The organism is Megamonas rupellensis DSM 19944, assembly GCF_000378365.1.
In the GTDB taxonomy this organism is placed as follows: Bacteria; Bacillota; Negativicutes; order Selenomonadales; family Selenomonadaceae; genus Megamonas; species Megamonas funiformis.
In genome coordinates, this window is record NZ_KB899566.1 from 42,595 (window position 1) to 55,979 (window position 13,385).

General features: G+C 30.9%; 11 protein-coding genes. 4 read left to right on the top strand and 7 right to left on the bottom strand.

Features of this window, described 5'->3' with window-relative positions; translation table 11 throughout:
* The first annotated feature begins 22 nt into the window (after window positions 1–22).
* The 3 genes from argF to argH all read left to right on the top strand — a co-directional run bounded on the left by argF (window position 23) and on the right by argH (window position 3,668).
* Window positions 23–952 carry an ornithine carbamoyltransferase gene (gene argF, locus F553_RS0100340; protein WP_018998542.1) on the top strand — a complete coding sequence of 310 codons (930 nt, stop codon included), beginning with the start codon at window positions 23–25 and terminating at the stop codon, window positions 950–952.
* A 77-nt stretch (window positions 953–1,029) separates the two neighbouring features.
* Window positions 1,030–2,244, top strand: coding sequence for an argininosuccinate synthase (locus F553_RS0100345; RefSeq protein ID WP_018998543.1), 1,215 nt, complete (start codon window positions 1,030–1,032; stop codon window positions 2,242–2,244).
* Complete coding sequence (gene argH, locus F553_RS0100350) at window positions 2,244–3,668, top strand: argininosuccinate lyase (RefSeq protein WP_018998544.1); 1,425 nt, start codon at window positions 2,244–2,246, stop codon at window positions 3,666–3,668. Before F553_RS0100345 ends, argH begins: the two co-directional genes overlap by 1 nt.
* A gap of 456 nt (window positions 3,669–4,124) precedes the next feature.
* On the opposite strand, the gene F553_RS0100360 is transcribed toward argH, so the two are convergent.
* The 4 genes from F553_RS0100360 to uxuA form a co-directional block, all read right to left on the bottom strand.
* Window positions 4,125–5,732 carry a mannitol dehydrogenase family protein gene (locus F553_RS0100360; RefSeq protein ID WP_018998546.1) on the bottom strand — a complete coding sequence of 536 codons (1,608 nt, stop codon included), beginning with the start codon at window positions 5,730–5,732 and terminating at the stop codon, window positions 4,125–4,127.
* Window positions 5,733–5,797: 65 nt separating this feature from the next.
* A complete protein-coding gene (locus F553_RS0100365) occupies window positions 5,798–7,075 on the bottom strand; it encodes an MFS transporter (RefSeq protein WP_008538918.1) in 1,278 nt (425 codons plus the stop codon).
* A 22-nt stretch (window positions 7,076–7,097) separates the two neighbouring features.
* Entirely contained in the window at window positions 7,098–8,117 is a 1,020-nt protein-coding gene (locus F553_RS0100370) for a zinc-binding alcohol dehydrogenase family protein (protein ID WP_018998547.1), read from the bottom strand.
* Window positions 8,118–8,192: 75 nt separating this feature from the next.
* Window positions 8,193–9,272: a mannonate dehydratase gene (gene uxuA, locus F553_RS0100375; RefSeq protein WP_008538920.1), complete on the bottom strand. Its 1,080-nt coding sequence runs from the start codon at window positions 9,270–9,272 to the stop codon at window positions 8,193–8,195.
* A gap of 227 nt (window positions 9,273–9,499) precedes the next feature.
* Here uxuA and F553_RS0100380 point away from each other — a divergent pair, with 227 nt between their 5' ends.
* Window positions 9,500–10,189 carry a GntR family transcriptional regulator gene (locus F553_RS0100380; protein ID WP_008538921.1) on the top strand — a complete coding sequence of 230 codons (690 nt, stop codon included), beginning with the start codon at window positions 9,500–9,502 and terminating at the stop codon, window positions 10,187–10,189.
* Window positions 10,190–10,287: 98 nt separating this feature from the next.
* Here the strand turns inward: F553_RS0100380 and F553_RS0100385 are convergent, their stop codons facing one another.
* The 3 genes from F553_RS0100385 to F553_RS0100395 form a co-directional block, all read right to left on the bottom strand.
* The gene (locus F553_RS0100385) at window positions 10,288–10,983 is read right to left on the bottom strand and encodes a FadR/GntR family transcriptional regulator (RefSeq protein ID WP_008538922.1); all 696 of its coding nucleotides are present in this window, start codon (window positions 10,981–10,983) and stop codon (window positions 10,288–10,290) included.
* Between the two features lie 108 nt (window positions 10,984–11,091).
* Window positions 11,092–12,378 (bottom strand): MFS transporter, encoded by a 1,287-nt coding sequence (locus tag F553_RS0100390; RefSeq protein WP_008538924.1) that lies wholly within the window; start codon window positions 12,376–12,378, stop codon window positions 11,092–11,094.
* Window positions 12,379–12,407: 29 nt separating this feature from the next.
* Window positions 12,408–13,379 (bottom strand): bifunctional 4-hydroxy-2-oxoglutarate aldolase/2-dehydro-3-deoxy-phosphogluconate aldolase, encoded by a 972-nt coding sequence (locus tag F553_RS0100395; RefSeq protein WP_018998548.1) that lies wholly within the window; start codon window positions 13,377–13,379, stop codon window positions 12,408–12,410.
* Window positions 13,380–13,385: the final 6 nt, after the last annotated feature.

Sequence of the window (13,385 nt, forward strand, 5' to 3'; positions counted from 1 at the left end):
ACTTAACGAGGAGGAAATATTCATGCTAAAAGGCAAAGATTTATTATCTATACATGATTTAACTTCTGATGAAGTTATGGAAATTTTAAATTTAGCTCATGAATTAAAAGCTAAACAAAAAGCTGGTATTGAACATCACATTTTAAAAGGTAAAACTCTCGGTATGATTTTTGAAAAATCTTCTACTCGTACTCGTGTTTCCTTTGAAGTTGGTATGTATCAATTAGGCGGACAAGCATTATTCTTATCCAACCGTGACCTTCAAATCGGTCGTGGCGAACCAATTAAAGATACTGCTCGTGTTCTTTCTCGTTATCTTGATGGTGTAATGATTCGTACTTTCAGTCATGAGATTGTTGAAGAATTCGCTCAATATGCTAGCATTCCTGTAATCAACGCACTCACAGACTTACTTCACCCTTGCCAAGCACTCACAGACCTTTTAACAGCTCAAGAACATAAAGGCAAAGATTTAAAAGGCTTGAAAATGGCTTATATCGGCGATGGTAACAATATGACTCATTCCTTAATGTATGCTTGTGCTAAAGTCGGTATGAACTTTGCTAGTGCTAGTCCAAAAGGCTATGAACCAAATGCTCAAGTAGTAGCTAATGCTAAACTTGATGCTGCACAATCTGGTTCTACTATCGAAATCTTAAATGACCCATTTGAAGCTGCTAAAGATGCAGATATTTTATATACTGATGTTTGGGCAAGCATGGGACAAGAAGCTGAACATGATGAACGTGTAAAAATCTTCAAAGATTATCAAATCAATAATGAACTTCTCAGCGTAGCTGATAAACGCGCTATCGTAATGCATTGTCTTCCTGCTCATCGCGGTGAAGAAATCGCTGAAGATGTTCTTGAAAAGAATGCAAATGTTATTTTTGATGAAGCAGAAAATCGTCTTCACACACAAAAAGCAATTATGGCTCTTTTAATGGGCTGATAAATCTGTTAATATATCTAATAGCCATACATAAATATGACTATTTAAAAATCGTAATTTAAGGAGTTGTAATTTAAATGGAAAATATTAAAAAAGTAGTTCTTGCTTACTCTGGTGGTCTTGATACTTCCGTTATCATTCCATGGCTCAAAGAAAACTATAATGGTTGCGAAGTTATCGCTGTTTGTGCTGATATCGGACAGGGTGACGAATTAAATGTTGTTCATGACAAAGCTTTAAAATCTGGTGCTTCTAAAGTTTATATTGAACATTTAACAGAAGACTTCGTAGAAAACTATGTATTCCCAACTTTAAAAGCTAGCGCTGTTTATGAAGGTAAATATCTTTTAGGTACTTCCTTTGCTCGTCCACTCATCGCAAAACGCCTTGTTGAAATCGCTAAAGAAGAAGGCGCTGACGCTATTGCTCACGGTGCTACTGGTAAAGGTAATGACCAGGTTCGTTTCGAACTTTCTGTAAAAGCTCTTGCTCCAAACATCAAATTAATCGCTCCATGGCGTGAATGGGAACTTCGTTCTCGTGAACAAGAAATTGCTTATGCTGAAAAACATGGTATTCCAATCGCTACAGAAAACAAAACTTATTCTATGGATAGAAATATCTGGCACTTAAGCCATGAAGGTTCTGACCTTGAAGATCCTTGGAACGCTCCAAAAAATAGCATGTACTTAATCAGCAAAGCTCCTGAAAATGCTCCTGATGAAGCTGAATATGTAACAATTGACTTTGAAAAAGGTATTCCTGTTGCTGTAAACGGTGAAAAACTTGCTCCTGTTGCACTTCTTGAAAAATTAAATGAAATCGGTGCTAAAAATGGTGTAGGTATCACAGATATCGTAGAAAACCGTCTTGTTGGTATGAAATCCCGTGGCGTATATGAAAACCCAGGCGGAGCTATCTTATATGCTGCTCATCAAGAACTTGAATATCTTTGCCTTGACCGTCAAACTCTTCATTACAAAGAAACAGTTGCTATCAAATATGCTGAACTCGTTTATGATGGTATGTGGTTCTCCCAACTTCGTGAAGCTCTTGCAGCATTCGTTGATGCAACTCAAGAAACAGTTACTGGTACTGTTAAACTTAAACTTTATAAAGGTAATATTTGCCCAGCTGGTGCAAAATCTCCATACTCCCTCTACAGCCAAGAATTCGTAACATTTGAAGAAGACGATGTTTACAACCAAGCAGATGCTACTGGATTCATCAATCTCTTTGGTCTTCCACTCAAAGTTCGTGCATTAATGAAAGAACAAGCAGGTTTAAAATAATGGCTGAACAAATGTGGGGCGGTAGATTCGCCAAATCTACAGATGAAATGATCAATGAATTTCAGGCTTCTATTAACTTTGACAAACGCATGTATCATGAAGATATAGCTGGTAGCATAGCTCATGCTACCATGCTTTGCAAAGTTGGTATTTTGACTGAAGAAGATAAAAATAATATCATCTCCGGCTTAAAAAATATTTTAGCTAAAATTGAACAAGGTGATTTTAATTTTTCTGTTGACCTGGAAGATATTCATATGAATATTGAAAAACGTCTTACAGAAGCTATCGGTGAAGCTGGCGGTCGTCTTCACACTGCTAGAAGCCGTAATGACCAAGTAGCACTTGATACCCATATGTATGTACGTCGTGAAACAGTTGAAGTTATTAATTTAATCAAAGAATTACAGACTGCTTTAACTGAAACAGCTACAAAATACAAAGATGTAATCATGCCTGGTTATACTCACCTTCAACGTGCACAGCCTATTTTATTCTCTCATCATATGATGGCATATTTCTCCATGCTCAGCCGTGACTTCTCCCGTTTCAAAGGTGTTTATGAACGCTGTGATATTATGCCACTTGGTGCTGGTGCTCTTGCTGGTACAACTTTCCCTATTGATCGTGAATTCGTTGCTAAACAGCTCAATTTTGATGCTATTTATGCAAACAGCTTAGATGCTGTAAGTGATAGAGATTACATCATGGAATTTTTATCCGCAGCTTCTATTCTCATGATTCACTTAAGCCGTATCAGCGAAGAAATCATCTTCTGGTGCTCTCGTGAATTCTCTTTCGTAGAATTAGATGATGCTCATTGCACTGGTTCTAGTATGATGCCACAGAAAAAAAATCCTGACGTATCCGAACTTGTTCGCGGTAAAACAGGTCGTGTAATTGGTCATTTGATGGCTATGCTCACAACTGTAAAAGGTTTACCTCTTGCTTATAATAAAGATTTACAAGAAGATAAAGAAGGTTTATTTGACGCTATTGATACTATCAAATTCAGCCTTGCTGTATATGCTCAATTAATCCGTGGCATGAAAGTTAGAAAAGATGTAATGCTTAAAGCTGTTCGTGAAGACTTCTCTAATGCTACTGACCTTGCTGATTATCTTGTAAAAAAAGGTATGCCATTTAGAAAAGCTCATAGTGTATCTGGTCATGCTGTTCATTACTGCATTGAAAATAACAAATGGCTTGAAGACTTAACTATGGACGAATTCAAACAGATGTCTGATTTATTTGAAGAAGATATCTATGAAGCTATTGCACCAGAAACTTGCGTTAAAAACCGCAATTCCTATGGTGGAACATCTTATAGCCAAGTAGATATGCAACTTGCTCTTGCTGATAAAATCTTAACTCAAGAACAAGCTCAATTAGATATCTACAAAGATAAACAAATTAAACTTTAATATCTTTAAATATAGAAAGCACGCAAATTCTATAGATTTGCGTGCTTTTTATTTATAATATCATAATGGCGTATGTATGCTATAATATGAAGAATATTTTTCCTTTTTTTCATTTTTTACTAATAATTTATAAATTATACCCACTATACTTAATCCTAAGAAATTAACTATACCTGGTATAAATATCATTAGCAAATCTCCTGTAATTGCAAAAAAAATTATACCCGAAAAAACTGAGATAAAACTACAAAATATTAATATTAAATTCATCTATTTCACCTCTATACTTATTTACAAAGTGTAATTATACCATACTAGTTAAAGTAGTCAACGTTATTACTAAAAGTTTATTTTTTGAAATTATTTATATTATATAGATAATTTATTAATATCAAAAAAAAATAAACTAGTTTAATATAAAAATTTTATACTAAACTAGTTTATCAATAAATATTTCTATTTTAAATATTTATTTAAAGTAATTTCTACTCCATTTTTTTTAGAAATCATTTCAAGAAAATATCCTTCTATTTTTTCTCCAATACCAGCATCATATAAATTTACACCAAAAATTTTACTATCACTTAATATATCTTCTAATATATTATGGACATTTATTTTATCTCCCAAATTTATATTTCCTAATTTACTTTGTAGTACTTCTAATAATGGATCAGGGCTTATAGAAAATTCATTTCCTTTATCATCTATTCCTAATAAATATCTACACCAAGCAGCTATTGTCAATGGTATATATACTAAATCTTCTGATTTTAAAGTATTAGATTTCATATATGCTTTAATTGTTTCGCCAAAACGAATAGCTACTTTTTGTGATGTATCACAAGCTATACGTTGTGGTGTATCTGGAATTGCTGAATTAGGAAAACGTTCATTTATACACTTTTCAATAAATTCTTTTGGTGAAATTACACCTGGATCTATTACTACTTTCATACCTTCATCATAACCAATTTTTTCTACTAATTTTCTTAATAATGGACTATTCATCTCACTAGAAATAGAGGTATAACCTAATAAACAGCCAAAAATAGCCAATGCTGTATGTAAGGGATTTAAGCAAGTACATACTTTCATTTTTTCCACTTTATCTACTGTAGCTCGATCAGTAAAAATCACACCTGTTTTTTCTAATGCTGGACGACCATTAATAAAAGAATCTTCAACAACAAGATATTCTGTTTTCTCTGCATTTACAAATGGTGCATATTTGCTTCCTCTGCTACTAACAACAAAATCCATATCATTAAAACCATCTTGTTTCAATTCTTCTTGTATTTTTTCTGAAGGATATGGTGTGATTTTATCAATCATTGTACATGGATATGTTATATTTTTTTCAAGATATTGTTGAAATTCTCTTTTTACTAAATTTCTATCTATCCAAATTTTAGCAATATCTAATATTGCATCATGCAATACTATCCCATTATGTGAACAGTTATCCATACTAACTAAAGATACTGGTTTTGCTCCATTTAAATAGCGCTTATACAATAATGAAGTAATCTTCCCCATAAAACTTTTTACTTGGCTTGGTCCCATTTGTAAATCTTGTTTTACAGACTCTAGATATTCCCCATTATCTTTTTTTAACTTATAACCTTTTTCAGTAATTGTAAAACTCATTATTTGTAAACTTCCTGCTATACAAATACTCTCTATCCTTTCCCAATCCACTTTATTTTGCATATCGCAAGTTAAACTTTCAGTAATACTAGCAATAATCTTTTTTTCATTACTTCCGTCAGCATTCATAGTCACTAATAAGCTTAAATTATCATGTGGTCGATATATTTTATCTATTATTTCACTATTATTTGGTGCTACTGCGATAATACCACAATCATCTTCTCCCCTATCTAATAAGGATTGTTGTAAATTAGCTATAAAAGCACGAAAAATATTTCCTGGTCCAAAATGAATCCATTTAGGATTTTTTTTAGTATTTTCTTTAACTTGTCTTCTATTAAATAAAGGTAATTTTATATTTGTTTTATTTACTAATTCTTGTGACGTTAAACATTCTTCATTAAAATACATTTGAAAAATCCTTTCTTTTAATTAGAAAAAATGAATGCCTTAACGACATTCATTTTTTGATTACATTATTTTTTATTCAATGCAATTTCTGATTCACTAATATTCAATTTTTTAACATTAATTAACGCACCTAAAGCACCTAGAACTCCAATCGTTCCGGCTAAAATAAATGCAGGTATAAATGAATCAGTTGCCTGAACAATAAAACCTGTAATAGCAGGACCTAAAATACCGGCGCAATTACCTACAGCATGCATTGCTCCACCAATAGACCCCACATTACTACTATCTACAATATCATTTACTACACCCCAATAAATACCACCAGTAAAATATAAAGCAAATACTGATACAGTAATCATTGCTATAATCAAAATAAAATTAGTTGTATTTGCTGCTACAATAACAGCACCTCCAGATATAAGTAAACAAATACCTAAGACCAATCGTTTTGGAGTTAATGGATCTTTCCACTCTCTAGAATCAGTAATTTTATCAGATATAATTCCTCCAATTGCAATAGCTACAAAACCAAAAGTCCATGGAATTACACTAATTAAACTCACTTCTTCCAGACCTATACCTAAACCTTTTTGTAAATAAGATGGAAACCATGTTAAAAAGAAAAATAAAATATAATTATAGGCGAAAAAAGCTAAAGCAGTAAAAATGATAGTAGGTCTTTTTAAATAAAAACCTTTTCTTAAAGTTACTCTGATTTTAGTGGTAGAAATTTTTTCTTCTGCTTTTTGATTAAATTCTTCTGATACTTTAGCAGGTTTTTTATCAACCATTTTATACCAGATTAAAGCCCAAACTAAACCAATTAAAGTTATTACAATAAAAGATTCTCTCCAACCCACATTTAAAGTAATATAACCAACAATTGGTCCAGAAATAGCAGCTCCTAGTGGAGTACCACTAGAACAAATTCCCATTACAGATGTTTTTTTATTGTCAGGATACCATAAATCAATAGTTTTATTCATTGTTGTTGATAATGGACCTTCTGCCATACCAAAAATTATTCTAATAATTAAAATGCTTAAAAACCCTACAGCAAAAATGAGTGCACCACTAAACAATGACCAAACTATTACAGCTACTAATAAAGTATCTTTTGGTCCAAATTTATCAGCTGCCATACCACCAACCAAATTAAATAACGCATAACCTACGGAAAAAGCTGAAAAAATTATACCCATTTCTGAACTAGATAACGCAAATTCTCCAGCAATATGTCCTGCTGATATTGAAAGTGCTGAACGGTCTAAATAATTGATTACACCACAAGCAAATAATAAAATCATTATTATTTTTCGTTTTTTTGCTATATCATTCATAATTCACCTATATTATCCTTTCTTATTCGAAAATAAGTACTGCTTTTTTTACTTTTTCTGGATTTTCTTCTATTAATTTAAAAGCTTCTTTAATATCTGAAAATTTAAATTTATGTGTAACAAGTGCATCATCATTCAAATAACCAGCTTCCATTAATCTAATTACTGGAGCAAACTGATAAGCCTGTAATCTTGAACCAACTACTGTTAATTGTTTTTTCATAAAATGAATTTGTGGTATGTTTGATGGCTTTTCATTCATTCCTAATACACCAATTGTTCCTGCAATGGAAACTAAATCAAAACATATTTCAAAAGTTTTAGGTGTACAAGCTGCATCAATTACCACATTAGCCATTTCTTCATCAGTCCATGTTTTTACAGCCTCAATTAAATTTTCTTTACTTGGATTTACCACCATATCAGCACCATTTTCTTTAGCAAAAGCTAATTTTTCATCAACCATATCAGTAACTAAAACTGTTGCTCCCTTTACTTTTGCCATACGTAATATAGTAATTCCAATAGGACCTGCACCTTGTATAACGACTTTATCTCCTGCACTAATATTTGTTCTTGTTGTTACATTTCCTGCAATCGTATATGGCTCTGCTAAAACAGCTGTAGTCCATGGAATATCTTTTTTTATTTTATGCGCCTGTTTTTCAGCAATTACTATATATTCCCTCATACCACCATCTACATGAACTCCCGATACCTTTAATTGTTGGCAAACATTAGGCATTCCTTTTCTACAAGCATAACATTTTCCACAGTAAGTAATCGGTTCTACTACAATATGATCGCCAATCGCTATATTTTTAACATTATCACCTACTGCTTCCACTTCTCCGACCATTTCATGCCCCATAATTCTCGGATAAGTAGCAAATGGATTTGCACCATGAAGTATATGTATATCTGAGCCACATATTCCTACTGCTTTTATTTTTACTAAAATTTGATCATCTCTTTCAATTTGTGGTTTCTCTATTTCTTCTAATCTTAAATCATTTATACCATAAACAACTGCTGCTTTCATTTCATTTCACCTTTCTATTTTATAAATAACTATAGAGATTTGTCTAAAATCCCTATAGTTATCATATTTTAAATTCTATTTTGCACCGTATATTCTATTAATCGAATCCCAAAGACCACAAAGATAATTTGCACCCAATGCTCTATCATATAAACCATATCCTGGTCTACCTTCTTCATTCCAAATCATTCGTCCATGATCTGGTCTAATTGGTCCATCAAAATCTACATCATATAATGCTTTCATAATTTCAAACATATCTAAAGACCCATGTTTAGATTTATGTGCTACTTCGTTAAACACCCAAGGTTCATGTACTTGAATATTTCTTACATGCATAAATGCAATTCTTTTTTTAGCACCAAATTTACGAATAATATGTGGAATATCATTTTTTAAATTAGATCCTAAAGAACCTGTACAAATGGTTAATCCATTACTTTCACTATCTACCATATTAACAATTTTATCTAAATCTTCTTCATTTTTTACAATTCTAGGTAAACCAAATACAGAAATTGGTGGATCATCTGGATGAATTCCCATTTTAATATTACATTCTTCTGCTACAGGTACAACAGCTTTTAAGAAATACTCTAAATTTTTTCTTAATCTATCTTCATCCATACCTTCATATTGTTCAAATAATTTTGATAGTTCTTCTAATCTATCTGGTTCCCAACCTGGAAGTACAAAACCATTAGAATTATCTAATATTTCTCTTGCCATATCTTGAGGACTTTTTCCAGCTATTAAACGATAATCGTATGCTAAAGCTGTAGAACCATCATATAAAGGTAATGCTAAATCTGTTCTTGTCCAATCAAAAATAGGCATAAAATTATAACAAACTACTTTAATACCTGCTTTAGCTGCATTTCTTAAAGATATAATATAATTTTCTATATATTTATCTCTTGATGGTAACCCTAATTTAATATCTTCATGAACATTTATACTTTCGATATCTTTAAAATCTAAATTATATTTATTAGCATCTTCTTTTATTGATAATAAATCTTCTAATGGCCATACTTCCCCTACTGGTACATCAAATAAAGCTCCTACAATTCCATCCATACCTGGGATTTGTTGAATTTGTTGTAATGTGATTTTATCATCTTTCTTACCATACCAACGAAAAGTCATTCTCATGTTATCTAATCTCCTTATTTTTTATTTAAAATAAATCATTAGTTTTAAATTTTCTGTCTTTTATTACTTATATACTACCATACAAGTATATCAATTTCAAGTATTATTATAAAAAAATTTCAAAATCAATAAACAATTCTATACTATTATTAATTAAATTCATCTGTTATAATAAAAAACATACATATTACTGTAATTATATATTACTTATATTGTGAGGATTTTTTATGACAACATTAACTTTATCTCTATTTAAAGAAAATGAATCTGTACGTGAATATGCTTATCGTACCTTACGTGAAAACATATTAAAATTAAAGCTAAAACCTGGAGATAAAATATCTGAAAAAGAAATTTCTGATACTTTATCTATAAGTAGAACACCAGTCCGAGAAGCTTTTATTCGACTATCTCAAGAACAACTATTAGAAGTACTTCCTCAAAGAGGAACTTATATTTCTAAAATAAACACTTCTCAAATTGCTGAATTTAGATTTTTACGTGTTACACTTGAACAAGCAGTTATGAAATTAGCCTGTGAAAAGTTTCCCCCTGAATATCAACAAAAAATCATAGATTGCTTAGAAGAACAATCAACTTGTGTAAAAATAAAAAATTATAGTCGCTTTTTTGAATTAGATAATGGAATGCATTCTATCATCTTTTCCGGATGTGAAAAACCTAATATTTGGCAGTTAATGCAAAATACTAATTTAAATTATATACGTTCCCGAGTCTTAGATTTACATTCTAAAAATAATGAAATTGATTTATTATTTACTCAACATCAACAAATAGTAGAAGCTATTTTAAATCATGATTCTGTTTTAGGTAATAAAATAATAACTGAACATATTAATAAAGTTATTGGTGATATTGAAGAATTAAAAACTATTTATCCTGATTATTTTGAATAATAATATATCAAAATAATAAAGACCTAAATAAATTTATAATAAATTTATTTAGGTCTTTATTGCTTAAAGATACAATAATTATAGCTCATCATTTTAAATTATAGTTGTTTTCTTGTCAATTTATATTTGTAATTATCTATTAAAAATCTTCGTTGTGCATCTAAATGATTTATCATTGCATATTTAGCTCCACTTATATCTCCATTTTCAATACAATCAATTATTCTTTTATGAAAAACAATTGTATCTTTACATAAAGTATTATCTGTCATAAAAATATTCTTTTTTATTGAAGAATGTATTACTTGCGTAATTTTGTGAATTATACTATTTCCACTAGCTTTAGCTATAGCTACATGAAAATTTGCATCTTCTTTATAGTAATCTTTTCCCTCATTTATTAAATTTTCCACCTCATAGCAACAATCCTTTATATATTGAATATCTTTTCTTGTTGCAAATTGCGCTGCCATTGCTGCCATTTCTGGTTCAAAAATCAAACGTAACGTTACCATATCAAAAATTATATTTATATCATCACTAATATATTCTAACCCTAAAGGATCTTTACTCATACCTTGTTGTTCTGAAATAAATGTTCCTGAACCTTGTTTTATTGTTATTATATTTTGAGTAGCTAATACTTTTAGAGCTTCTCTTATAGTACTTCTACCTACATTATATTTCGTTGATAATTCTTCAACTGTTGGCAATTTATCATTTGGTTTAAGATTTTCATTTTTTATTAAATTTAATATTTTGTTTATTGTTATATTAACTAATGATGTAGTCATAAAACCACTCCTCATTTACTTAATTAAAATTATTTTATCATAAATATATAAATAAAAATAGGAGCTTATAGAAATGCCTTTCTATAAGCTCCTATTTTATTATGAATTTTACTTTTCAGGTACTTTTATTTGTTCAATTTTTCCTAAATAACATCCATAAATAAGTGCACCAATTACAGCTGTAATACCATAAGTATATAAAGCAATCTGAAATGAATTAGTTGCAGATAAAATAGCCCCTGCTACAATTGGACTTGCTACTCCTCCAAAATTTGCTACACAATTCTGAATTCCTGCCAATTGAGAGCTCATATTTTTAGGAGCAACATCACTTGCTAAACACCATTGCATAGCACCAGTAACAGCACATCCAAAATTAGCTACTGCCAATAAAGCAATTACAATTACATTTGATTCTACAAATGCTGCAAAACCTACAGAAGTTGCTAATAATATACCAATTACTAATAAAGTTTTACGAGTTTTTGTTACAGACCAACCTTTCATTAAAAGTTTATCTGCTAATATACCTGCAATAAGAGAACCACAAACTGCTGCAATAAATGGTACTGAAGCAGCCATACCCATTTGAGAAAATTGCATACCACGTTCTTCTACAAGATATGTTGGAAACCATGTAATAAAAAAGTATAAAATATAATTCAAAATAAAGAATCCTAAACACATTGCTTGAACATTTCTATATTTTAACAATTGGTACCATTTCATTGTTGACTTGCAATTTACATCTTCAATTACAGCAGATCCATCTTGTTCAATATAAGCCACTTCTGCTTTATTTGTATATTTAGATTTACGTGGATCATTATAGAAAAACCACCATAAAATAGCCCAAACAATACCAATAGCCCCAAAAATTAAAAATGGTGCATGCCATGTAAACATAGTAATAAGACCAACAACTACCGGCATTGCAAAAGCATTACCAAATTTAGAAGCACTATCAAAAATGGCAGTAGCCCTAGAACGCTCATGTTTTGGAAACCATTTAGAAACAACACCAACATTACATGGATAAGAACCAGCTTCACCTACACCAAGAAATAGTCGAGCTGTAACAAAACCAAATAAAGAACTACATACTGCAATGCACATTTGAGCAATTGACCACCATGCAACAGCTATTGAATATACTATACGTTGTCCAAATTTATCAGCAATATATCCCATAGGAACTTGTAACAAAGCATATGCCCAGAAAAAAGCTGCCATGATAATACCCATTTCTGTACCATCAATATTAAATTCTTTCATAATAATAGGTGTTGCTGCTGATAATGCAGTCCTATCAACATAGTTTACAGCAACTGCTACCCATAAAAAACCACATACAATCCACCTATAGTTAGTTTTCTTATTTGTATTTAATTCCATAAAAGACCCTCTTTTCATAAAAAAAAGTATTACTGAGCTTTTCTTCTAACATGTATAGCAAAACCACCTATACTATCTTTTAAATAAACGTTAATAATATTCCCCTTGTCATCTTTAGCCCAAGTTTCATTATTGAATTCCACGCCAATACGTTTCAAATATGCAATAGTTCGTGGCATATCAATTGTATCAATGCAAATATGGCCATGTTCGCCTAAAAACGAGCCTTTTACTACCTCTGCTACATCACCACTAAAATATGCACCAGAAGTTTCTCTTTTTTCTTGTAAAAATACATTTCCTAAAGTATTAGCTATATCATTAGCTTCATTAGCATCTTTTGTATTAATACCTACATGTGCCAATTCAAAACCTAACATTTTTTTCACAATAGCTTTGCAAACCTCAGTAATTTCATTCCATTTTTTCTCTTTAACTAATTTTGAAGGAGTCATAAAACTTCCACCAATAGCTCCTACATTAGATAATGTTAAATATTCATTCATATTATTTTCGCTAACTCCACCAGTAGGCATAAATTTTATATCAGCATAAGGACCAGCTAAAGCTTTTAAAGTTTTTACTCCACCATATGCTTCTGCTGGGAAAAATTTACATACTGATAATCCTAAATTCATTGCAGCTTCAATATCACTAGGTGCTACAGTTCCTGGAATTACATCTATATTATTATCTACACACCATTTGACTACATCTAAATTAAATCCTGGTGTCACAATAAATTTAGCACCTTTTTCTACAGCTTCTTTAGCATGTTCCACATCATGAACAGTACCCGCACCTACAAGAATTTCAGGTACTTCTTGAGCCATCTTTTCTATAACAGCACCACCTGCATCTGTACGGAAAGTAACTTCTGCTACAGGTATACCACCAGCAACCAAAGCTTTTCCTAAAGGAACAGCATCTTCTACATCATCTAATACAATTAAAGGTACTAAACCTATATCAAAAATTTTTTGTATATTCTTACTAATCATAAATAA